Source organism: Pseudoalteromonas obscura (assembly GCF_030135505.1).
GTDB classification, from domain to species: Bacteria; Pseudomonadota; Gammaproteobacteria; order Enterobacterales; family Alteromonadaceae; genus Pseudoalteromonas; species Pseudoalteromonas obscura.
The window spans coordinates 1-19,923 of record NZ_JASJUT010000021.1; the positions used below are offsets into that span (position 1 = coordinate 1).

29 protein-coding genes and 1 rRNA gene are annotated in these 19,923 nt (G+C 43.1%); 12 read left to right on the forward strand and 18 right to left on the reverse strand.

Annotation, left to right across the window (positions count from 1 at the left end):
- A 16S ribosomal RNA gene (locus tag QNM18_RS26670) occupies window positions 1-110 on the reverse strand; the annotation flags it as partial.
- Window positions 111-1,104: 994 nt separating this feature from the next.
- On the opposite strand from QNM18_RS26670, the gene QNM18_RS26675 reads away from it, so the two are divergent.
- Together QNM18_RS26675 and QNM18_RS26680 are read left to right on the forward strand one after the other, a co-directional pair.
- Window positions 1,105-1,383 (forward strand): hypothetical protein, encoded by a 279-nt coding sequence (locus tag QNM18_RS26675; protein ID WP_284138883.1) that lies wholly within the window; start codon window positions 1,105-1,107, stop codon window positions 1,381-1,383.
- A gap of 37 nt (window positions 1,384-1,420) precedes the next feature.
- Window positions 1,421-1,825 (forward strand): hypothetical protein, encoded by a 405-nt coding sequence (locus QNM18_RS26680; RefSeq protein WP_284138884.1) that lies wholly within the window; start codon window positions 1,421-1,423, stop codon window positions 1,823-1,825.
- Between the two features lie 399 nt (window positions 1,826-2,224).
- On the opposite strand, the gene QNM18_RS26685 is transcribed toward QNM18_RS26680, so the two are convergent.
- From QNM18_RS26685 to QNM18_RS26745, 13 genes are read right to left on the reverse strand one after another with little or no spacing between them, the layout of a single operon-like run.
- Window positions 2,225-2,635, reverse strand: coding sequence for a hypothetical protein (locus QNM18_RS26685; protein WP_284138885.1), 411 nt, complete (start codon window positions 2,633-2,635; stop codon window positions 2,225-2,227).
- Window positions 2,632-3,078 (reverse strand): Mor transcription activator family protein, encoded by a 447-nt coding sequence (locus QNM18_RS26690; protein WP_284138886.1) that lies wholly within the window; start codon window positions 3,076-3,078, stop codon window positions 2,632-2,634. Before QNM18_RS26690 ends, QNM18_RS26685 begins: the two co-directional genes overlap by 4 nt.
- On the reverse strand, window positions 3,068-3,706 hold the full coding sequence (locus QNM18_RS26695; RefSeq protein WP_284138887.1) for a gp16 family protein: 639 nt from the start codon (window positions 3,704-3,706) through the stop codon (window positions 3,068-3,070). The genes QNM18_RS26690 and QNM18_RS26695 overlap by 11 nt, the downstream gene beginning before the upstream one ends.
- A gap of 9 nt (window positions 3,707-3,715) precedes the next feature.
- Complete coding sequence (locus QNM18_RS26700) at window positions 3,716-4,333, reverse strand: DUF3164 family protein (RefSeq protein ID WP_284138888.1); 618 nt, start codon at window positions 4,331-4,333, stop codon at window positions 3,716-3,718.
- A gap of 9 nt (window positions 4,334-4,342) precedes the next feature.
- Window positions 4,343-5,017 carry a DUF7168 domain-containing protein gene (locus tag QNM18_RS26705; RefSeq protein WP_284138889.1) on the reverse strand — a complete coding sequence of 225 codons (675 nt, stop codon included), beginning with the start codon at window positions 5,015-5,017 and terminating at the stop codon, window positions 4,343-4,345.
- On the reverse strand, window positions 5,010-5,372 hold the full coding sequence (locus QNM18_RS26710; protein ID WP_284138890.1) for a hypothetical protein: 363 nt from the start codon (window positions 5,370-5,372) through the stop codon (window positions 5,010-5,012). Before QNM18_RS26710 ends, QNM18_RS26705 begins: the two co-directional genes overlap by 8 nt.
- A 2-nt stretch (window positions 5,373-5,374) precedes the next feature.
- Window positions 5,375-6,526 (reverse strand): ExeA family protein, encoded by a 1,152-nt coding sequence (locus QNM18_RS26715; protein WP_284138891.1) that lies wholly within the window; start codon window positions 6,524-6,526, stop codon window positions 5,375-5,377.
- Between the two features lie 3 nt (window positions 6,527-6,529).
- Complete coding sequence (locus QNM18_RS26720) at window positions 6,530-8,308, reverse strand: hypothetical protein (RefSeq protein ID WP_284138892.1); 1,779 nt, start codon at window positions 8,306-8,308, stop codon at window positions 6,530-6,532.
- Entirely contained in the window at window positions 8,305-9,222 is a 918-nt protein-coding gene (locus tag QNM18_RS26725) for a hypothetical protein (protein WP_284138893.1), read from the reverse strand. Before QNM18_RS26725 ends, QNM18_RS26720 begins: the two co-directional genes overlap by 4 nt.
- Window positions 9,219-9,533, reverse strand: a complete 315-nt coding sequence (locus QNM18_RS26730) for a hypothetical protein (RefSeq protein ID WP_284138894.1) — start codon at window positions 9,531-9,533, stop codon at window positions 9,219-9,221. Before QNM18_RS26730 ends, QNM18_RS26725 begins: the two co-directional genes overlap by 4 nt.
- Complete coding sequence (locus QNM18_RS26735) at window positions 9,530-9,778, reverse strand: hypothetical protein (protein ID WP_284138895.1); 249 nt, start codon at window positions 9,776-9,778, stop codon at window positions 9,530-9,532. Before QNM18_RS26735 ends, QNM18_RS26730 begins: the two co-directional genes overlap by 4 nt.
- On the reverse strand, window positions 9,775-9,933 hold the full coding sequence (locus QNM18_RS26740) for a hypothetical protein (RefSeq protein WP_284138896.1): 159 nt from the start codon (window positions 9,931-9,933) through the stop codon (window positions 9,775-9,777). Before QNM18_RS26740 ends, QNM18_RS26735 begins: the two co-directional genes overlap by 4 nt.
- Before the next feature lie 9 nt (window positions 9,934-9,942).
- Window positions 9,943-10,428: a hypothetical protein gene (locus tag QNM18_RS26745; RefSeq protein ID WP_284138897.1), complete on the reverse strand. Its 486-nt coding sequence runs from the start codon at window positions 10,426-10,428 to the stop codon at window positions 9,943-9,945.
- A gap of 194 nt (window positions 10,429-10,622) precedes the next feature.
- Between QNM18_RS26745 and QNM18_RS26750 the strand changes: the two genes are divergently transcribed.
- The gene (locus QNM18_RS26750; RefSeq protein ID WP_284138898.1) at window positions 10,623-10,925 is read left to right on the forward strand and encodes a hypothetical protein; all 303 of its coding nucleotides are present in this window, start codon (window positions 10,623-10,625) and stop codon (window positions 10,923-10,925) included.
- A gap of 29 nt (window positions 10,926-10,954) precedes the next feature.
- Here QNM18_RS26750 and QNM18_RS26755 read toward each other — a convergent pair whose 3' ends face one another.
- Complete coding sequence (locus QNM18_RS26755; protein ID WP_284138899.1) at window positions 10,955-11,227, reverse strand: hypothetical protein; 273 nt, start codon at window positions 11,225-11,227, stop codon at window positions 10,955-10,957.
- 127 nt (window positions 11,228-11,354) lie between these two features.
- Here QNM18_RS26755 and QNM18_RS26760 point away from each other — a divergent pair, with 127 nt between their 5' ends.
- On the forward strand, window positions 11,355-11,801 hold the full coding sequence (locus QNM18_RS26760; RefSeq protein ID WP_284138900.1) for a helix-turn-helix transcriptional regulator: 447 nt from the start codon (window positions 11,355-11,357) through the stop codon (window positions 11,799-11,801).
- Here QNM18_RS26760 and QNM18_RS26765 read toward each other — a convergent pair.
- From QNM18_RS26765 to QNM18_RS26775, 3 genes are read right to left on the reverse strand one after another with little or no spacing between them, the layout of a single operon-like run.
- The gene (locus tag QNM18_RS26765; protein WP_284138901.1) at window positions 11,798-12,184 is read right to left on the reverse strand and encodes a hypothetical protein; all 387 of its coding nucleotides are present in this window, start codon (window positions 12,182-12,184) and stop codon (window positions 11,798-11,800) included. The genes QNM18_RS26760 and QNM18_RS26765 overlap by 4 nt on opposite strands.
- A 4-nt stretch (window positions 12,185-12,188) precedes the next feature.
- Window positions 12,189-12,737, reverse strand: coding sequence for a hypothetical protein (locus tag QNM18_RS26770; protein ID WP_284138902.1), 549 nt, complete (start codon window positions 12,735-12,737; stop codon window positions 12,189-12,191).
- 2 nt (window positions 12,738-12,739) lie between these two features.
- A complete protein-coding gene (locus QNM18_RS26775; protein ID WP_284138903.1) occupies window positions 12,740-12,979 on the reverse strand; it encodes a hypothetical protein in 240 nt (79 codons plus the stop codon).
- A 387-nt stretch (window positions 12,980-13,366) separates the two neighbouring features.
- On the opposite strand from QNM18_RS26775, the gene QNM18_RS26780 reads away from it, so the two are divergent.
- From QNM18_RS26780 to QNM18_RS26815, 8 genes are read left to right on the forward strand one after another with little or no spacing between them, the layout of a single operon-like run.
- Window positions 13,367-13,966 carry a glycosyl hydrolase 108 family protein gene (locus QNM18_RS26780; protein WP_284138904.1) on the forward strand — a complete coding sequence of 200 codons (600 nt, stop codon included), beginning with the start codon at window positions 13,367-13,369 and terminating at the stop codon, window positions 13,964-13,966.
- Window positions 13,959-14,189: a hypothetical protein gene (locus QNM18_RS26785; RefSeq protein WP_284138905.1), complete on the forward strand. Its 231-nt coding sequence runs from the start codon at window positions 13,959-13,961 to the stop codon at window positions 14,187-14,189. Before QNM18_RS26780 ends, QNM18_RS26785 begins: the two co-directional genes overlap by 8 nt.
- A 3-nt stretch (window positions 14,190-14,192) precedes the next feature.
- Entirely contained in the window at window positions 14,193-14,504 is a 312-nt protein-coding gene (locus QNM18_RS26790; protein WP_284138906.1) for a DUF2730 family protein, read from the forward strand.
- The gene (locus tag QNM18_RS26795; RefSeq protein ID WP_284138907.1) at window positions 14,494-14,793 is read left to right on the forward strand and encodes a VpaChn25_0724 family phage protein; all 300 of its coding nucleotides are present in this window, start codon (window positions 14,494-14,496) and stop codon (window positions 14,791-14,793) included. The genes QNM18_RS26790 and QNM18_RS26795 overlap by 11 nt, the downstream gene beginning before the upstream one ends.
- 5 nt (window positions 14,794-14,798) lie before the next feature.
- The gene (locus tag QNM18_RS26800) at window positions 14,799-15,380 is read left to right on the forward strand and encodes a DUF3486 family protein (RefSeq protein WP_284138908.1); all 582 of its coding nucleotides are present in this window, start codon (window positions 14,799-14,801) and stop codon (window positions 15,378-15,380) included.
- The gene (locus QNM18_RS26805) at window positions 15,380-17,005 is read left to right on the forward strand and encodes a terminase large subunit domain-containing protein (RefSeq protein ID WP_284138909.1); all 1,626 of its coding nucleotides are present in this window, start codon (window positions 15,380-15,382) and stop codon (window positions 17,003-17,005) included. The genes QNM18_RS26800 and QNM18_RS26805 overlap by 1 nt, the downstream gene beginning before the upstream one ends.
- 15 nt (window positions 17,006-17,020) lie before the next feature.
- Complete coding sequence (locus QNM18_RS26810; protein ID WP_284138910.1) at window positions 17,021-18,580, forward strand: DUF935 domain-containing protein; 1,560 nt, start codon at window positions 17,021-17,023, stop codon at window positions 18,578-18,580.
- Complete coding sequence (locus tag QNM18_RS26815) at window positions 18,573-19,916, forward strand: phage head morphogenesis protein (RefSeq protein ID WP_284138911.1); 1,344 nt, start codon at window positions 18,573-18,575, stop codon at window positions 19,914-19,916. The genes QNM18_RS26810 and QNM18_RS26815 overlap by 8 nt, the downstream gene beginning before the upstream one ends.
- The last annotated feature ends 7 nt before the right edge of the window (window positions 19,917-19,923 follow it).

Here is a 19,923-nt window from a genome sequence, read left to right on the forward strand (position 1 = left end):
CCGTCCGCCGCTCGTCATCTTCTAGCAAGCTAGAAATGTTACCGCTCGACTTGCATGTGTTAGGCCTGCCGCCAGCGTTCAATCTGAGCCATGATCAAACTCTTCAATTAAAAGTTTTTTGGTACCGAGTACCTGACTCAATGAATACTGATTGATAATTTCTAATAAAAGAAATAAATCGAATTGACTGTTATAGTCACTCAGTAAAATTGAGATTCTAATTCTTTTGCTCCTGAATCAAGAGCTGTTAGAACTCAATCTGTACGAGTGCCCACACAGATGATTGCTTCATATTTTTAAAGAACAATGTAACTAACCCTTGGTTAGTTACCGCAGCGTTGCTGCAAAGTGGAGCGCCATATTAACCGCTTCACTTTTAAAGTCAACTAGAAAATTTAATTTTTCTTAATTAAGCTTTCAGTTTGGCTTTAACCTTCACTTTGGTTTGCGTTTTTGTTTGCGTCCCGCCGTGTCAGTGGGTGCGCATTATAGGGAGATTTAAGATTGGCGCAAGCGTTTTTTTCGCTTTTTTCTTAATAAATTTATTTATTTAGTTAACCTCAAAAAATACAACCTAGACACACATGTTATACACATAAACCTGTGGATAAAAGTGCAAAATGCAACGACAACGAGCGCAGTAAATCCGCTCTTTTTACGCAAGGTGAAATGAGCCATTTTAACGGGAGGTAATCAATACACCTCTATAAGCACAACAACCAAGTCAAAATTAACAAAGTCTGGATCCTGAAACCAGTTCAGGATGACATGGTGCAAAAGGTTAATGACAACGAACGCAGTGAGTACATTTCTTTTGCGTGAAGTGAGCCGTTTTACCCAATGTGACACGGCACTCAACCTATCCGTCACCCTGAACTTGCTTCAGGGTCTATGGTGTAAAGTGTAACGACAGCAAGCGGAGCGAGTGCGTTCAATTTGCGCAAGGTGAAATGAGCCGTTTTAACGGGAGGTAATCAATACACCTCTATAAGCACAACAACCAAGTCAAAATTAACAAAGTCTGGATCCTGAAACGATATATGGACTCCACCACATCTCACATACAGTGTAATGTGGTGTCGACCAAAACAAAGGAGTCCATATATGAATAATCGTAACGTGATTGCGCTCGATCTTGCAAAAAATATTATTCAAGTCACAAAAGTCTCTAAACATGGCGAAATTGTTTTTAATAAAGCACAGTCTCCATCTAAAGTTCGCCAAATACTCGCTAACTCTCCACCTAGTATTGTTGCCATGGAGGGATGTGGGCGCTTTCATTATTGGGGGCGGATTGCTCAGTCCTATGGTCATGAAGTTAGAGGCATGTCTCCGAAACATGTTAAGCCTTATATAAGCAAACAAAAAAACAGATGCCAATGACGCTATCGGGATTGCGGTTGCTGCTATGCAGCCTAATATGCCCTTTTCTCCAGTCAAAAATATCGAACAGCAAATTCTCCAAACGTTCACTGTAAGTCGTCAGTTTTTAGATAAACAGCTTACACAACTCGGTAATCATATTAGGGCCCTATTTTATGAATATGGCATCACTATTCCTCGCTCCAAGATAGCATTAAAAGGGGCTTTAACTGAGCGTAATGATTTACCAGAGGTATTATTGCCATTAGTTAATGTCTTAAAAGCTCAATACCAGCAAATAGAGCAATCTCTGAATAAAGTCACTAAAAACCTAGAACTGCTTGTTTCTCAAAATGAGCAATGCCAACGTGTTATTGCGCTTGAAGGTGTGGGTGTTTTAGGTGCAGCGGGGCTACCGCCTGCGAACGCAGTGAGTACGGTTCTTTTGCGCAAGGTGAAATAAGCTAGTTTAGCTATTGCTACGGGAGTGCATTTAAAAGGAGTAAAGAATTAACACTGTGAAGGTTGCTCCCCTCACCTTGCGCTTATCGTGCAAAAGGTTAGCGACAGCGAACGAAGTGAGAGCGCTCTTTTTGCGCAAGGTGAAATGAGCCGTTTTAACCACTGCTGAGGGACTTAAACGAAAAAAGGCCCGACTCTTTCGAATCGGGCTTTCTTTTATTTGGCGCTTGGCGATGTCCTACTTTCACATGTGATCTAATGTACGAAAACTAAATAGGGAATTGTGCGAAAACTGTGGGAATATCTGGGAGAGTGCGGGATTGAGTGAGACATTATTTAAAACACCATTTCATTATTTGAAATAAGCGGCGGTCAAAAATTCGCGCCGCTGTAATCAGTACTAATTAATCGTTTTAGCCGCTGGTGCCTGTTCAGCGTTCCAATCACTAGCAAATGCTTGTTGCCTTTCTTCAACTCTGTCGCCCAATAGTTGAAGTGCGGAAAGTACCTCTTCGAGTGTGGCACAGGCACTATGATTTAGAAAATGCGAGATCATATTGTTTGCTTGAGAGTTTAAAAACTTATTGTCCTTCATTATATACCTCTTCTTTTTGTGCAACTCACGTTCCTTCATATGAACGTATATTTCAAACCAAGTAGACTCTGGCGAAATAGGCCGTAATGCTGGTAAGCCGTTTTTGTTTAACACTTGCGGCGCTGGCTCAACCTCTACAGGGTTACACGATGTAACACCTACCATTAGCAACGTGCTCATAATCAACGACACAGCAATAAATTTACGTTTATTCATTTCTGATCCTTAGAGTTGATACATTCATATAGCTCAGGGAACATATCTGGTTGATCAGCTGTATTGCTTATACGAGAAATCAGCCTCATGCTCTGAACTATTCTGTATATATAAGGAAGGGAAACATTATATTTACTAGCCAACTCAGCTTGGTTTTGACCTGTGAACTCGTTCCAAACCTTATTTTTTAAAATAAGGCTGTCCAGCGTTCTTCCTTTAGATATATACAATTGCTGCCCGCCAAATGCATGGCGCACATTGTCCACAACAGACAGTGCAAGTTTGTATGAATCACTCTCGTTTAACTTGGTTTGTGAACTTGCCGCCACAAACTCCAGCAATGCAAGTAAAAATATATCAGAGCTGTGATCAGCTCCCTGATTGTGTGCCATCCACTGAACCAGTGCCTTATGATCATCATCTCTGCGATTACTAATTTCCATTGCCTTGCTCTCCGTATTTTCCCAACATCAAGCCAATAAAAGCGATCGAAGACTCTAGCCATTCAACATTGCAACTATGTAACTGGCCTAGAGACGGCATGCTACGTGCCTCGAATTGCTCTTCTTTATTAAGAGGTAATTCATGCAGCGCCGGAAGCACATCAGCTAAGTCACTAATCAGCTCACGCTTGTACCACAGCTTTAGTTGCTCAATAAGCGCGTGTGTCATGCCTGGCTTAAGCCATTCCAAGCGTTCAATGGCAACGTTTTGGTTTAGTCGTTTTGCCTGGCTTTTACTCCAGCTCAACAACGCACGATCTGATCCATCCCGAACATAGCCCCGTGATTTCATCGCAATCCACAACTGGCGCAACTTATCCAATGGTGTGTGTGACTTTTTATCTCGGGTTTTAGGCGAGTACTTACCTTTGGCCTTATTTGAAACTGGCTTAAAGCCTTTTGACTTCATGAACTCCAACACAGTACTCAATTCAGAGACTGACATATCAGAACAACTATTCTTTTGGGTCAATGCAACCAAGTTACTTCTATATAGTTCTTCATCCCAATCCAGTTGATTTTTACCAACATGGATCAGCTGTATATAGCGTGATTTGTTCATTTTCATGATAACCACCTACAGAGACTTACTAACGAGCGGGATTTGGTGCCATTTTCCCCATTCATCCTTCTCATGAAAGACAACATAGGTTTTTGTACTTGATAGTATGAACGCATCATCAAGGGCTTTCATTGCAGCCGCCCATTCATCTGACTTGTGGCCTTCACGATACTTGCTACGCAAATTCATGATCTTCGCTTTGCTGTACTGTCCATCTTTATTCGTTTCGAATGCATCTTGAGCAATGTCCTTTATTAGCTGCGCCTCTTCACCCACGTGATCTAACAGTTCATTAATGACGGAATCAATCAACTCTTTAGCTGCCAATATTTCTGGGCCAAAAGTGATGTTGTCAGCAATACCTACTTTTATACGGCTTTTCCCATCGTATGACGTGAGCGTGATATTCCCTTTTTTCCCGCCTATTTCTACACCGTATTTATGGCCCACTTCAGCTATAAAATTATTGATGTATGTGAAAACAGTGCGCTTAAAGTCGTCATGTGCCGCACTCAGGTTCTTTGCTTGCTGCACTGACTCTAACACCAAATCATTTTGGGCCTTATCAGTCTCACTGACTTTGCTTAGTGGAACTTTGATACCACGGCTATTAAATAAAAATTCCTGTTCCATTACTTCACCTTACTGCATTGAGATTTTACGTTGAGATTCGCCGTTAATTGGGCGGTTAATTGAGTGTTTTTTGCCAGCCTTAATACCATCAATAATTGCATTACCGACATTGGCTTTTTTGCTTCGATTTGTGCCACTCCGTTTTGCTAAATCTGGATAATGGCGTGTTTTGTAGGCTTCAATGAGCTGATTTTCTGTGTCTGTTCGGGCGAATTGAGAAACTTGCTCATATATAGAAATTACCCAGCCCTCAGCAAATTTGTCACCTCGGGCAATCTTGGTCCTACGCAAACAACGTTTGGATTGTTGCTTTACATAATTTGCTCTATCAGCTTTGAGTTTCGCCCACATTACGTCCCAACAATAGCTTGCTAGCTCAGGCTGAGGTGCAATTCCAATAAAACGGATCTCACTTTGAGAGAACGTTTGTTGTATGAACGAATCAACACCAAATGCTCTCTCAATGAGGTTAACAAACATTGCTTGATACCTAACAACACGATTAACACCGCACACCGTGCGTTGTTCATCAATGTCAGCAAAGCCAACATCATGAATACTAATACGATGCTTCTCCATAAGGGCCTGAGCTGACCGCATAGCGGCAGCAGCTTCGTTCTCATTCGTGGCAGACTTAGCCAGCGCTAAACACTTTTTGATCTTGTTTAAAATACGATTATCCACGGGGCACCACCTGCTGTACTTTGTAAAATCGATTACCTTTGCATTTAGGACAAACAGCCTCAGAGCCATTGTCATTTTCGGGAACTTTTTTATCTGATTCATTGCCAACCCAGCGACAAAGATGATTTGCACATACAAAGCCAGGAGCAGGAGACTCAATGCTAAACTCTCGCTTTCCATGGCTATAAATGTTTTCCCAGTTGCTGACGCTAAAGTTCTCATGACGGACTAACATGTTTTGCATTGCCTCATCACTAGCTAGCATTGCTTCGGCTTGTGCTTTTGGCAGCGTTACTGTTTTTTTGATTTGAACCTGTGCGGTTCCGCTGATCGTTACTTCTATGTGATCACTCATGGCTACACCTTATGTACAAACTTTTCGTCAATGTTTTTCACACCAATCGTTGCTGCAATATTTAACGTATGCGCAAGCCATACATTGATATTTAGCGGATAAGTTTGATCCATTTTTTCGTCATCAAAACCGATCCCTTTCCCAACTTTTCCGTAGCATTTCCCACGAACAGCACTCAATGCGTCTTCTGTAAAAATTTTGTCGGCGTTAACCCCTATGCGTGTGAATTTATGTTTCATGTAGTCAATGGCGTCTAACCCCAATGGCCTCATGCGGATATCATCTATACGCATGCTGAATTCACGCATTGAGTGTGCAGAGATTTTTTCTCTCAATTCAGGCTGACCAAATAACACTATGCCGATAACTCGCTTAAACCCGTCCGTCACTTCCCAAAGACATTTGAGTTCTCGGATCATCTCTTCAGTTAGGTCTTGAGCTTGATCGATAATCAACAAATGCTTGTAACCACTGCGATGCCTTTCAATCAGAGTGTTTTCAATTTCATCGTCCCTGTCTTCACTGTTATTTAAATGTTTTACGCCAAGCGAGCGACAAAGTGCACGAGAGATACCGTCGGCTGTTATTTTCTTTCGATTGCGTCGTTTAGGAGAGATCAGCATAATTTCAGTAAATTCCTCTTTTACTTTGTGCTCAAACAAACGACGGATCATAGATTTACCGCTCCCACATTCACCAGTAACAATGACCATTGAATTAGCTCTGGCCGCAGCTATAAGCTCTTCGATTGTTTGCAGATGTGAATCGGTGAGGAAGAAATCTTCTACAGACTCAAACTCGTCATTAAACGGGTCTCGTCTAATCTTAAAAAAGGTTTTAGTTGCTGGTTTTAGTTTGGCCTTTAACATTTCATCTTCCTCCGGTTCTCTATCTCTTTTAGTTAGCTCAGGCTCAAACCAACCAAATAGACCAGACAGTTGATCCTCAGTTGCGCCATGCACCCGTAAATAGTCTTTTATTTCGCTTTCAATCTTTGCCCTATCGCAATTGATGGGCCATTCGTTTCTACGCTTAATGCGACTTAGGCTAGTCGTGCTTAGTTGAATACCTTTTGCCGCCAACACCCTTACTACTTGGGCTTGTTTGATGCTCAGCACATCGAATACAACGCTGAGGTTTGTACATCTTTCCACTGCTTATCCTGACATCTTCAACACAGGGGTTTCCGCTATCCCGTTGTGCAACTGTTCAACGACTTCATTAACTTCCGTTTCAACAACCTTTTGCTTTGACAGCCAATCGATCTCTGTTGGTCTGAGGCTACGCCCTAAGCGGTCTGCTATTGCTATCCTCAAGTCAAGCTCATCAAGCACCTTACCTTTGCGCTTAGGCGCTTGAGTAACTTGCTTAGCAATGAGGCTGTCTGGCTGGATGGTTTCCCCTTTAGGTGCAATTCGTGTTTCATGCTCAACCTCTTTCAAATGGGTATGAGCAACTAAGCCACCAAAAGGAGCCGCTTTGACTTTCTTGGCCTTTTTAATTTCCTCTTCATTCATACCAGGGAAAGCAAGCCTATCCGCTTCTCTCACTGCGGTTTGCGTCGACGTGTCGGCTAAGCAACCATGAGCCTCACCAATAACAGGTGCATCAGTTCTAAAGCCGCTGCTGTCAAACTCCTCTGGCTGCACTTGATGAAACACAATTTCGTCTAGCGGGTTTTTAATGCCTACCAGTAAATCTGGTGATTCACCAACGATGATTGGACTAACAGATACCGTGATCCCATTACCAATGTGCTCAAGGTTTTTTAATGAATAGCTGAGTTTAGATTTCGTCCTAGGGTGAGAATATGTAACAGTCAAATCACCGTTCACTTTGCGAGTTTCGCCTTTTTTAATTAGCAGCACTCTACAAATCTGCTCGTCTGGTAACATGCGTAAATACTTGCGATTTTGCGGTTGATAGATAGTCATCCACATATCTAAACGCGCTTGTCTATGACGACTATGTTTGCAATTCATGCCAGGGATCTTGTTTGCATTGAAAGCCTCCTGCCACGCCCAAGCCGATTCGTTCAACTCTTCGACACTACTTACAGGCTCAAACAAAATCCGGCTTTCAAAGTTCTTTTCAACAATGTTGTTTGCAACTTCGACAGCCCCTTTAGCACGAGGGTTGCCAGCTTCATGAGGGATATTTTTAACTTGAAGTGATTCAAGAACATTTGTGATCGCTTTACTCGTGTTCGCGCTTCCCTTATCCCACAACAGAATTTGAGGCACCCCCATAAACTGCGAGCCATCGTGTTGTTTCCAACACCACATTAAGAAGTCAAATAAATTTGCTTGTGTCTCACCCGCTGATTCATAGTAACGGACTCTTATCATGCCGCTATTGTGGTCTACTAACACATAGCGCCACACACGCAGGTTTCTGATTTTATCTAGGTTCTCAGGCTTATTTGCATAGAACTCAGCATCATTTGCATAACGTTGTATCTTGCCTTTTCTATTAGGCGGGTAATACAGTAGGCAATAGCTAGGGTCCACTTGATGCACATGATTAGGCGCGAGACTACGCATTTGAATATGCGGTGTTGGCTTATCTAATGCTGTTACAGACGCATTTCGCTTAGTTAGTATGCGGCTGATCTGGCTATCACTCAGGCATGTATAGCCATTCGCCACTAATATAGATTTCGCAACACCAATATCTAAAATGCGTTTGCCATTGTCTCTGACACCTTGGTTAAGCATTGCAACCAACATATCAATAGTTGCCTCATCCATAGATGTTGTACCAGCATCAGAGCGCTTTGTTTTGCCACTTTTCCAACCACATTTTTTTAGCTGTCGATAAAATGCATCCTTATTTAACCCTAGAGTTTGACACGCTAGATCACGTATTGTGCCTTTTTGACCATGCCCTGCATTGTCTATCTGCTCTGCCCAGTACTCTATTGTTAATGCGCTCATTCCATCACCTCAGTACCTTCAAAACCCAACTCGGCAAGCCACTCGCCTGACGGCTTGGCATCGTCTATATCTCCATAGGTACGGTGGATTTCGTTCCACATGCCAGCTAATTGAGTTAGTAAAATTTTGTTGTCAGCGTAAAATGCTGATTTGGCAGCGTCATAAGTTTTGTCATCCATTTGAATCGTCTCTAACTGTTCGCTAAGCAATAGCATCTTGTTAAAGCCTTCTCGGATTTGATTTTCAGTTTTGACTAAAACCTCAAAGAAGTTTTTTGTTTCCCCTTTCCACCTTTCTGAATTGAATTTCTTGTGTTCGTTTTCTGCTCTTAACTCAACAATTTGATCTTCTTTTTCCGCAGCAGATTTGCGAGATGCATTGAGCATTCGCTCTGTAGCATCTAACTCAGTGTTTAACTTTTCAGTCTCTTTCGCGTGCTTGTCTTTGAGTTCGTCAATCAGCTCTTTGACCGCTTCTTTGTCGCCGGAGTCCACCGCCTCAGATTCAATGACCAATGTTTGATCTTCTTCCGGTAGCTGACGCAACGCGCGAAGATCTTTATAGCCCAGTTTCATTTTTTGGGCTTGTTCAAAAAACTCCTCACCAAACTGTTGCAGGTTTACTAACCTTCTATCTAGATTTTGTCTGTCAGTTTTTAAAATATGCTTACAACAATCATCCCAAGTGGTCACTGTGACCAATTTTTCATTTTCGTCATAATAGGTTAACCCCTTGTAACTCTTGGTCTCTTTTACTTGTTGCACAAGTTTTAATTCGGTCACCGTGACCAGTTTACCTATGAAATTGAATGCCTGAATTTGACCCAGTTGTAGAAGTGCATCTTGTGATGTAGCTATCATTTCACTCTGTGCCACATGCGTATCAATCAATGCAGCAGCATTGCTCTGGCTCATGATGTCACCCCGTTGTATTTAGTTTGTTCCAATTGCAGATCACGAATGGCGCTAGTGAAGTTGTGCGAAACTGTGTTGCAGATATGCACTGGCTTTTTATTCAACCGCCAACGCTGTGTGTTTGTAGTCAGTTTTTCGGCCCAGCCTTGATGCTCTAAATTAGCTAGAACACGAGTTAAGTCTGAGCCGCTACAGCCCACGAGTTTTGCTAATTTTTTAGGTTCAATGCCATACACTTCATGACCTGCCATTAGCTCAATTGCTTTTAAAGTGCGTTGCACTTGCGGTGATAAATATTGTTCATTGCTCATACGGCCACCCTTACTGGTCTAACAAATGCGTCCACACAGTCTGGGCATACACAATCAAAATCGAAGTGCTCGCTTTGTAGCCTTCTCCATCCATTGGCATGAGCAGCAATTAACCATTCATCAGCACCAATACCTGATTTCTTAGGCTTTTCACTTCGTTTGCAACAATTGCACTGAACTCGTGGTTTACCTTCCGCTAGTCTTATTGCATCATCCCGTGTCATTTTGCTAATGATTAAAGTCATGCTGCACCTCTTTGCATTCTGTTTGCTGCGGCTTTTAACTGCTCCATACTCATTAAACGCGTTGACGCATTTGCATAATTCACCGCACGCCAATCGCTGTTTTTTTGCTCCGCCACCTGAATTTTGGGCATAGCTTGGTCTTTGATATGTCTCATTTTCAGTTCCTATTTTTGTATGTCGCTTAACTCACAACCAGAGTTATGGGCATGTGGTGGGGTTAAAGATTGAGGGTGAATTTTGGTAAGTACTTGGTTGCCTTCATCTATCAATTTCTGCCCTTGCATTATCTTTCTAGATGCATCGACAACAGCCGCACTTCGAGCATCTACAGGGCTATGCTCTAGAGGTGCTAATAGTGCTGCAAATGGTGCTATAGATTGTGTGGCCCAGCAAAAGGCAGGCAAAAACTCTGCTGGTAATTTTGTTGGCGAGCTGAGACTAAACCACTTACTGTATATATCTTTAGTTATAGACTTTTCGCCGCCTAAAGCTTCATTCATCCTTTCAATAATTGATGGACGGCTAAAACAACTTTCATTCTCAGCGTGCTTAAGTGCAGCCATAAAGATGAAAGTTAAATCGCACTTAGGCGCGTCTTCACTTTTCAACATGCTATTGTTCTCCACTAATGTACTGCTATATAAAAACATTACTGCCACCTAATTCTTATTAGTTCCTAATCAATTTATGGCTGGCAATTTTGCTGGCAATAATTGCCAGTAGATTTGCCTGTACGTTGGCTGCACTCGCATCTATGCTGTTGTTAACAAACTGAGGTGGCACATTAAGCAGTCCTTTAACTAGCTGTGCTAAACATAAATTTACGAAACAATCTGGCCTTATTATGAATAATGACATTGATAGCTCTATTGACTTGCTATATGACTCTACATCAGCGTTTAACTCCTTTATAACCGCACTCGCAGAATGTCTTACTCCAGATATTGCAGCTGCCATGGTGCCTACCCTCGACCTGTCGATAGATGAGTTTGACCGTTCACCAGAAGAGACAAGCTTGGGCGTTCAAATGCTACTCTGTGGGTGGAGAAATCATTTAGCCGCAAAGGCGTTGTTACCTGAAAGGCGTTTAGAGGCTTTGAGAAAAACCCCGCCAAACGGCTCACTACATAAAAAATTTCTTCACTAATTTTAATTAATTTTGTCATATCCGAGATCTCAAGAGGCGATAGGTAACATAGATTTCAGCTCTGAAATTGCACTTTTTCGCTGGATCTCAGTTAAGCGTGGTTTGATATGAGTTTTGGAAGGGAACACTTCTGAGACGGGCATATTTATTACTTTTGCAATGAATTCACGGATACGAGACGAGGATGCTCGATTATGAATAACTTGAGAGACACTGGACGCTTCCACATTTAATGCTTTAGCAATTAAGCTTTGATTGTACCCAGCAGCCTTTATTGCATGTTGGATTTCACTTGGTTTCATAGTACATTACCTCATTAGGTTAACCTTAAGTTTGGTTTTGGCGAACAGTAACTTAAGGTTTAGTTAATTTGCAGTGTCACTATGGGACATATTTGTCACGTAGTCAAGCTTTTTGAATGGTATAAATATGTCCCACTTTTTAGAGGAACGTAAACGGCTAGGTTTTGGTCAAGAGTTCTTGGCTGAGAAACTAGATGTCAATAGGCGTACAATTGGTCGATGGGAGAAGGAAAGCCCAATCCCCTCAGATAAGCTTGCGCTGCTGTTAGAGCTTGGTTTTGACATCAACTTTCTACTCACAGGTAAACGACCTGCTTTAGAATTAATAGATAAGACTGCAATAGATTTAGGGCAAGCTGTAGAAGCAGCTATCTATGCAGCTGAAGAATCAATTTTATCTGTTTATCAAGTTAAAAGGCTTAGAAAAGAATTGGGTGTAAATGGCGAATTTGACGCTGTAAAAAACTTAACTCTAATCAAGCGAGCCGTAGGTATACTCGCCAGAGCTGAACTTACAGGTGAATTAAATCAAGCGACTATCAGGCAGGTTTTAGACATGGCGGATGAGGCTTAACGCCTCTCGCTTACTCTTTTAATGTATACTTCTTTTTCTTTGTTGATATCAATAATGCCCTTCCTTTGCAATCCCTTTAAAAACTGACGTTTTTCAAATCTAAATTCTAGGTCATATTGTTGTAAATCAAGCTCGCAAGCATGCTCAAACATTTTTTCTAATGCATCACTTTTAACTAGTAGTCGAGCTGCTTCAAGCAAATCATTTTCTTTACTCTTTCTGGCGATGCTCTCCACATTTTGTGGCTTTTCGACAAGTGAAACTATTGGATCATCTCGTTCCATTTCTTCCTGCCTATCAGAGTTTTTTAAGCTCATAACTAATGCAGCAAGTCTAACTACAAATCCAATCATTAAAACAAGAAATAGCGTATCCAATTCCATGAAACTATACCCACTTTTTGTCCGGGATAAACTTAAACAATCGATACGCAGGGTAAGCGCCTATTAAGCATAATGTGACCAGATTTATACTTGCAACTAAATAACCATAGATTCCATCCATAGCATTTGTTTCAAGAACGGTCCTATCTGCATATCTACATACGAGTAACACAGCCATAGCTACAGACATGTAACATACATATCTGGAGTATTTGGCTACTACACAGTTTTTAAAACGATGCCACTTGATAATACAAGTAACATAAATTAGCTCATAAAAAGCGAAAAAGAAGTAATACAGTTGTATCTTCATTTGCTTGCTGATTTCAGCTGACAAGATCGCATCAGAAGATAAACGGCCAAAAAAATGGAAAACCATGCTTATAACTGCCACAACGAGCAGGGAGTGTTCAACCTGCTCGCGCCAATCGTTAGAGGGTTTACCTAACAACATTACTTTTAATGGTTGCTTTGCAAAGAAAATTAGTGCCATCAAAGCTGCAACTTTGCTGCTGATTAGCGACCAATCAACCACTGCAAAGAACGTATTCATAACTAACCTTTACCCGTTTTAATAATCAAATCATTAAAAGCGGCCTTTGCTGCTGTTGGCTCAACACCACCACCACCGCCAGCTGATCCGCCTGTTACTTTCAAAACATCTTTTTTGGAAAGAGGAGTAGGCTTAGATACAGCTCTTTGCTGAGGTTCAGTTCCACCACCACCACCAGCTGAACCACCGATTACTTGGGATAAAAGCTCTACTGCTTGTTTAGTCAATATTTTGTTATGCATGGTTTTTACTCCGTTTGAAATAGAGCAAATAGAATAACACTATCAACGCGCGTTTATTTTAAACTGAGTTAATAAATCATATGAGGGATCGTTATTGATCACTCCTTGCCAACAAAAAATATGAAACTCCATTCCATTAACTTGATACTAACAATAAACCTAAGCTTAAGTGAAGTATTAAGTTAAAAAAAAGGTCCTAAAAATCTGAAGTATGAGCCTAGTTTTAGTGGCCTAACCCAATAGGAGTATTATTTTATTAATAATTTCACCCAATCAGATTTAACAACAATTTTCCAATTGTACCGACTGATTTATTAACCCAGTTTAAAATACATCCAAGTCCAGCATTGGCACTCTGTAATCAACAAGAACGAAACAGAGTGCCACATGCAACCTACTTACCTTGAATTTTTAAAAACATCACCTGATTTAGCTAAAAACTTATCAGCTATTTTCAAACCGTACTCAGTTGAGTTTATGGATTGTATGCTGCCTATTCTCCATGCTGAAGGCGCACTTAAATCAGATGGGGGGCTTAACAGTAGAGCAAACGATCGTGGTGGGCTTACCAAATTTGGAATTAGTCAATCTGCGTTTCCTAAACTCGACATATCTTCACTAACACTCTCTAACGCTGTTCGGATTTATCACACAAATTATTGGCGACCTATGCACTGTAAACACGTGGACACGGGGTTGGCCCTTATGTTGTTAGATGGAGCGGTTCAGCATGGCGTTAATGGAATGACTCAGCTACTTCAGAAAAAGGCAAACTCAAAGCCTGATGGCATTTTTGGCCCCCTCACACTAAAAGCAACATTATCAATGGAACCAGCATCACTGTTGATTGGGCTAGGAATGAAGCGAGCTCGAAAGTATGCGCGTATTTGTGCACAAGATTCGTCTCAAATCGCCAACTTGGAAGGTTGGTTTAACCGCTTGGAGCACATGACTGATTTAGCTTTAAAGGAGGTATCTCATGGGTAAAAACTGGGACTGGAGCTTCAAACAGGGGCGGATCAAGAGACTGAACTATGAGATAGAAAGCCGTCTCAATGATCTTCCTTTCAACTCCAATGAAATACCGCGCCATAGTCACGATGGGACGATGCAATCAAGATTTGTTAAGGGCTGGCAGTCGGTCACTGAAGCCGAAATTCAAATGAAGTTTTCTGGCTTGTTCCGCAGACCGCATCACATTAAAGGTTGAGTAATGGAATTCTTAATAGAGTGGTGGAAACAGATGATCGCAGTGGGAGTTGTGATTGTTAGTGCAGGAGCCATAGCTTGGTTGCGAGCCACATTTGTGACTAAAAAAGCACATGACGATTTAAAGCAGCGTGTAGATGCTGTTGAAAAAACAGTTGAAGACCTCCCCAGTACAGAAGACTTACACGAACTGGATAAACGATTAATTGAAGTTGGGGGCAAGATTGACGTGCTTTCACCTCAACTTGGCGATTTAAAGCGCGTTACAGATTTACTAATGGAAAACGAACTAAGAGGTAACAGAGATGCCAATTAATCAAGTCATGGCTGAGCACCAACGTATCAGCATTTTAATCACGCTTAAAGAATCTCAGGACTACGGTGCCAATACATCAATGTTGATGGATGTGCTCAAAACCTACGCCCTTGGTTGTACCAGAGATCAACTTAAAACTGAACTCAATTGGTTGGAGCAAAACCGTTACATCTCACTAGAGAAAATGAGCGAAAACACGTGGGTTGCGCGAATTACTCCGGCGGGCATGGATGTTGCTGAAGGGGTTAGCGTCGTGCCTGGCATTAAGCGACCTGGACCTCGGAGTTAGTTGCTATGAGTGACAAAGCACACCGTGGCAAGCCCAGTAAAATTGATATGTTGCCAGAGCATATCAAAAGCACGATAGATGAGATGCTACGAGACGCAGGCAATTCTCAAGCTGACATTTTGTTTGCAGTGAACCAGTTGATACTCGATGCCGGACTCCCTGAAGAAGCGACTATCTCTCGCTCTGGCCTGTCACGTCATGCACAAAAAACGGAAGCCATTGCCAAACATTTGAGAGAAACCAGAGCTGCCAGCGAAGCATTGGTTGCAGAGCTAGGCGACAAGCCAATGGGAGATACGACAAAGCTAATTGTAGAAATGGCCCGCACCCAACTATTCCAGTTGTTCCAACGCCAAATGTTAGAGCCTGACTCCGCTGAGAATATCGATCTAGATATGCTGAAAGACGCCATGCTTGCAGCACAGCGCCTAGAGTCTACCGCAATGAAAGCCCACCAACGTGAAAAAGATATCCGTAAAGCCTTTGCAGAGGAAGCCGCTGCCGCTGCTGAAGAGTCAGCGATTCAAGCGGGATTAACTGCTGAAGGTGCTCAGCAAATTAAGAACCAAATACTGGGGATCGCATAATGGCAAATGTAGCACCAGAGATTAACTTGTCTAAGCTTCAGCATGACCTGAACAAATGTGATGAGTTTGAAAGAAAATTCGGCCTTCCTGTATTCATCCCGTTTGACCCAAACGAGTTATTGCTTGGCTATCAAAAGCGCTGGATAGCTGACCGTTCCCCACTCAAAATTGCAGAGAAAAGCCGTCGAACAGGTATCACCTGGGCAGAGGCCGCAGACGCAGTTTTAGAAGCCAGTAAAAGCAAAGAAGCCCAAGGCACAAACCATTTTTATGTTGGCTCCAACAAAGAGATGGCACGGGAGTTTATCGAAGCGGCTGCAATGTGGGCTAAGGCATTCAATAAAGCGGCAGGCGGAATTCAAGAAGAGATCTTCGTTGATGATGGACAAGACGGAAAAGAGATCCTGACATTTGTTATTTACTTTGCCAGTGGTTTTAAAATTCAAGCGCTCAGTTCTAATCCCGCGAATTTACGGGGTATGCAAGGCAATGTCACCATAGATGAGGCGGCGTTTCATGATCGCTTAGCCGAAGTGCTAAAAGCGGCACTGGCACTCACTATGTGGGGCGCTAAGGTGCGACTGATTAGCACACACAATGGCATAGACAACCTCTTCAATGAGCTAATACAGGATAGTCGCGCAGGTAAAAAGCGATATTCAGTGCATACAATTACACTGGCTGATGCATGTAAAGAAGGACTCTATCAACGTATTTGCCAGATTAAAAAAACGCAATGGACACGTGATGCTGAGAGCAAGTGGATTGATGACTTGCTCAATGATACCGCGAGTCAAGAAGACGCCAGAGAAGAGTACTTCTGTGAGCCCAAAAAAGGCGGAGGCACCTACATTCCTCGCGTGCTAATTGAAGCCGCGATGAAAAAGGACATTCTAATAATTGGCTATGAAGCACCTGACGATTTCATGAGCTGGACGGAAGAAGCACAACGCTCAGAGGTTGATGCCTGGATTGCAGAAGAACTTGAACCACTTCTTGAGCAATTAAACCCTGCATTGAGCCATAGCTTTGGAGAAGACTTTGCAAGGCGTGGCGATTTGACGGTGTTTGTTCCTCTTGAAATATCCAAAAGCCTTGCCAAGCGTGTTCCCTTTGTTGTGGAGCTAACTAACCTCACTTATGACATGCAGCGTCACATCATGTTGTATCTCACGATGCGCCTACCACGCCTTACTGGTCTAGCTTTTGATGCCACAGGTAATGGTGGTTATTTAGCAGAGGCCGCAGCACTTCACTTTGGTATAGACATGGTTGAGCAAGTCATGCTGAATGACAATTGGTATCGCGAATGGATGCCAAAGCTCAAAGCAGAGTTTGAAGATCAAAACATCGACATACCCAAACATCAAGACATTCTGGCTGATATGCAAAAGATCAGCGTACACAATGGAACACCCAAGATTGATAAAGGTTCAGACAAAGGCAGTGATGGACGCCAACGCCACGGTGACTTTGCTGTGGGTTTGGCAATGGCAAATCGCGCATCTTGGATGGATGGCAGCGCCATCGAATTTACTCCACTTCCAAATAAGCACGACACAAACAAACACAGTGATTTTAATTATGAAGACCTGGGCAGCTTTCAAGGCGCGGGCTGTTGGTAATAGGTAAAGTAAGATATGAGCATAGTAGACCTATATGGTAATCCGATTTCCTCAAAACAACTGACTGAGACACAAACTGATTTAAACAGCCGTATTGCAGCGATGCGTAAAGAGTTTGCAGAGCATCCGACACAAGCTCTGACACCTGCAAAGCTGGCAGCTTTACTGCGTGAAGCCCAAGAAGGCAATTTGGCGGCTATGGCCGACTTAGCTAAGGACATTGAAGACAAAGACGGGCATATAACTTGCGAACTTGGCAAACGCCGTCGCGCCATCATCGGCTTAGACTTCAACATTAAACCACCGCGCAACGCCAGCGCCGCAGAACAGCGGGACGCTGAAATATTGGCTGAGATTTTAGACGATGCTACTTGGTTTTATGATCTGTTGTTTGATTTCAGTGACGCCATATTGAAGGGCTTTAGTGCTAACGAGCTAAAATGGGACTATGTAGAAAAGCAACAAATCATCACAGGGTATGAATTCCAAGACCAAAACCTGTTTATGACGCACCCTGACAATCATAATCACCTGGTATTGAATGACGGTACCAACGAAGGGGAAACGCTTAATCCGTTTGGGTGGGCACTGCACGTGCACAAGTCTAAATCTGGTTATGTGCATCGTGCGGGTTTGCTTTCTGTTTTGTCTTGGCCGTTCTTGTTCAAAAACTACAGTGTGCGTGACCTCGCAGAGTTTTTGGAGATTTACGGCCTACCTCTTCGACTGGGTAAATACCAAAGCGGTGCCAGTGACGAGGAAAAAGCAACACTTCTTCGCGCTGTGATGTCGATTGGGCATAACGCAGGCGGTATCATCCCACGCGGCATGGATATTGATTTTCAAAATGCGGCCCAAGGCCAGTCCGACCCATTCGAAGCCATGATTAAATGGTGTGAGTTGACCCAATCCAAAGCCATTTTAGGTGGCACGCTCACAACGCAAGCCGATGGCAAGTCAAGCACTAATGCTCTTGGCAACGTACACAATGAAGTCAAACAAGACATCACGCAAAGTGATTTACACCAGCTAGAACAAACAATTAACCGTGATATTCTTTACCCTATGTATGCGCTGAATGGGCGAAGTTACAGCGGAAATCGTCGCTTACCACGGTTTGAGTTTGATACTTCAACCACAGAAGCAATGCGCGACTTAGCCTATCCGCTGCGCTCACTCGTTGGAATGGGAATGGCTATTCCTAAATCTTGGGTGCATGACCGCCTGGGCATTCCTACCGCAGCGAAAGACGAAGATGTATTAGAGCTGCCAAAAGAAGAAGCGCCAAGCGCCACCGCAGCTTTGAGTACGTCAATTGCAGCACTCAGTGCTGAGGTAAACGACCAAACGAAACAAAGCGAACTAGACAATGCCATAGACGCCATCACCAATGGCGACATGCGCGACGAATACAAAGCCACGCTTAAACCCTTGATGGATGCCCTAGTACAAAGTGAAGAGCTGGCCGCTGTGAACCTGGCAGAGCTTTACCCTACCTTGGACCAAGGACAGCTCACTGACCTGCTGACACGATTAATTTTTGTCAGTGAGATTTGGGGGACCATCAATGAGTGATGTAAATCTGGCGGTTGCCTTTGATAAACCGCCAGCGGATGCGGTGGCCTACTTTAAATCAAAGGGGTATGCAATCAGTGACGAGTGGCATGATGTACTGACAAATGCCCAAGCAAAAGCCTTTACGGTTGCCAGAGTGCAAAACATGGAAGTGCTGGAGGCAATTAGAAAGTACACAGACAAAGCGCTGACTGAAGGGCTAACAAAAAAGCAATTTGCTGAGCAGCTTACTCCAGAGCTTCAGCGCTTGGGGTGGTGGGGAAAAGAAAAGAATGCCCAAGATGATGACATTCAGCTTGGTAGCCCGTACCGTCTTAACACTATCTATCGCACCAATCTACAAACCGCCTATATGTCTGGCCGCTATCGACGCTTGATGGCCCGCAGCAAAACCCACCCATACTGGCAGTATGTCGCTATCGACGATAACCAAACACGGCCAGAGCACTCGCTGTTAAATGGCAAAGTGTTTCGGTTTGACGACCCTATTTGGGCAATCATTTTCCCACCAAATGGCTGGGGGTGCCGTTGCCGTGTTCGTGCACTCACTGAAGCACAAGTCAAATCTCGCGGTCTAACCATAGAGACAGGTGATTGGGTGAAACCCTTTGAGGCGGAGATTGTGAGCAAAGAGACGGGCGACATTAAAACGTTACCTCATGCACGCATTCAATTGCCAGACGGCAGCGTAATGACACCGGATGTGGGTTGGGCCTACTCGCCTGGACAAAGTGCGTTTGGCACGGATGTCAGCGTGGCTCAAAAACTGGGGAAAGTTGAAGACGTTGAGCTGCGTGCACAAACCATTCAAGCGCTCAATAACAGCGACGAGAGAGCCAGAGCTTTTGAGTTATGGACAAAAGACAGTATCGCCCGCATAGAACGCTTTCAGGCAGCTAAGAAAGCAAAAGATACTGACGGGCTCAAAGCCAATGGCCCAAGGCCCCAGCATAAAACCGTGGTGTCATTTTTGAATGATGATATTAATGACAAACTCAAAGACAAAGGCATTGATGCGGCGCGCACTTTGGTTTTGTCAGAGCGTGCCTTAGCTCATGCCCACAGTGAAAAGCACCAGGACAAAGGCCAAGTACTCGGCATGGCAGACTATACAAATCTGAGTACCTGGATTAATCAATCAGAAGCACAGGTACTTTGGGAGCCTGCCAGAAATGAATTGCTGTATGTCATCAATCAAGGGCCGGAATCTATCAAGGTCATTGTGAGGTTTGAAGGCAAAGGCATCGACTTAGATACCATCATCAACATGTTTAAAGTTGAAAGCTCAGCGATAGAAAGCGGTATTCAGGGCGGTGTATATGAATTGTGGCGGTAGGGTGAGA

Bases quoted from the DNA above. Each gene is read 5' to 3' on its own strand.
- QNM18_RS26765 (WP_284138901.1), bottom strand. From the start codon at position 12,184: ATGGAATTGGATACGCTATTTCTTGTTTTAATGATTGGATTTGTAGTT.
- QNM18_RS26780 (WP_284138904.1), top strand. From the start codon at position 13,367: ATGCAACCTACTTACCTTGAATTTTTAAAAACATCACCTGATTTAGCT.
- QNM18_RS26725 (WP_284138893.1), bottom strand. From the start codon at position 9,222: ATGAGCCAGAGCAATGCTGCTGCATTGATTGATACGCATGTGGCACAG.
- QNM18_RS26720 (WP_284138892.1), bottom strand. From the start codon at position 8,308: ATGAGCGCATTAACAATAGAGTACTGGGCAGAGCAGATAGACAATGCA.
- QNM18_RS26730 (WP_284138894.1), bottom strand. From the start codon at position 9,533: ATGAGCAATGAACAATATTTATCACCGCAAGTGCAACGCACTTTAAAA.
- QNM18_RS26710 (WP_284138890.1), bottom strand. From the start codon at position 5,372: ATGAGTGATCACATAGAAGTAACGATCAGCGGAACCGCACAGGTTCAA.
- QNM18_RS26790 (WP_284138906.1), top strand. From the start codon at position 14,193: ATGGAATTCTTAATAGAGTGGTGGAAACAGATGATCGCAGTGGGAGTT.
- QNM18_RS26690 (WP_284138886.1), bottom strand. From the start codon at position 3,078: ATGGAAATTAGTAATCGCAGAGATGATGATCATAAGGCACTGGTTCAG.
- QNM18_RS26760 (WP_284138900.1), top strand. From the start codon at position 11,355: ATGTCCCACTTTTTAGAGGAACGTAAACGGCTAGGTTTTGGTCAAGAG.
- QNM18_RS26770 (WP_284138902.1), bottom strand. From the start codon at position 12,737: ATGAATACGTTCTTTGCAGTGGTTGATTGGTCGCTAATCAGCAGCAAA.
- QNM18_RS26805 (WP_284138909.1), top strand. From the start codon at position 15,380: ATGGCAAATGTAGCACCAGAGATTAACTTGTCTAAGCTTCAGCATGAC.
- QNM18_RS26800 (WP_284138908.1), top strand. From the start codon at position 14,799: ATGAGTGACAAAGCACACCGTGGCAAGCCCAGTAAAATTGATATGTTG.
- QNM18_RS26680 (WP_284138884.1), top strand. From the start codon at position 1,421: ATGCCCTTTTCTCCAGTCAAAAATATCGAACAGCAAATTCTCCAAACG.
- QNM18_RS26785 (WP_284138905.1), top strand. From the start codon at position 13,959: ATGGGTAAAAACTGGGACTGGAGCTTCAAACAGGGGCGGATCAAGAGA.
- QNM18_RS26700 (WP_284138888.1), bottom strand. From the start codon at position 4,333: ATGGAACAGGAATTTTTATTTAATAGCCGTGGTATCAAAGTTCCACTA.
- QNM18_RS26740 (WP_284138896.1), bottom strand. From the start codon at position 9,933: ATGAGACATATCAAAGACCAAGCTATGCCCAAAATTCAGGTGGCGGAG.
- QNM18_RS26775 (WP_284138903.1), bottom strand. From the start codon at position 12,979: ATGCATAACAAAATATTGACTAAACAAGCAGTAGAGCTTTTATCCCAA.
- QNM18_RS26695 (WP_284138887.1), bottom strand. From the start codon at position 3,706: ATGAAAATGAACAAATCACGCTATATACAGCTGATCCATGTTGGTAAA.
- QNM18_RS26735 (WP_284138895.1), bottom strand. From the start codon at position 9,778: ATGACTTTAATCATTAGCAAAATGACACGGGATGATGCAATAAGACTA.
- QNM18_RS26750 (WP_284138898.1), top strand. From the start codon at position 10,623: ATGAATAATGACATTGATAGCTCTATTGACTTGCTATATGACTCTACA.
- QNM18_RS26795 (WP_284138907.1), top strand. From the start codon at position 14,494: ATGCCAATTAATCAAGTCATGGCTGAGCACCAACGTATCAGCATTTTA.
- QNM18_RS26745 (WP_284138897.1), bottom strand. From the start codon at position 10,428: ATGTTTTTATATAGCAGTACATTAGTGGAGAACAATAGCATGTTGAAA.
- QNM18_RS26685 (WP_284138885.1), bottom strand. From the start codon at position 2,635: ATGAATAAACGTAAATTTATTGCTGTGTCGTTGATTATGAGCACGTTG.
- QNM18_RS26755 (WP_284138899.1), bottom strand. From the start codon at position 11,227: ATGAAACCAAGTGAAATCCAACATGCAATAAAGGCTGCTGGGTACAAT.
- QNM18_RS26815 (WP_284138911.1), top strand. From the start codon at position 18,573: ATGAGTGATGTAAATCTGGCGGTTGCCTTTGATAAACCGCCAGCGGAT.
- QNM18_RS26810 (WP_284138910.1), top strand. From the start codon at position 17,021: ATGAGCATAGTAGACCTATATGGTAATCCGATTTCCTCAAAACAACTG.
- QNM18_RS26675 (WP_284138883.1), top strand. From the start codon at position 1,105: ATGAATAATCGTAACGTGATTGCGCTCGATCTTGCAAAAAATATTATT.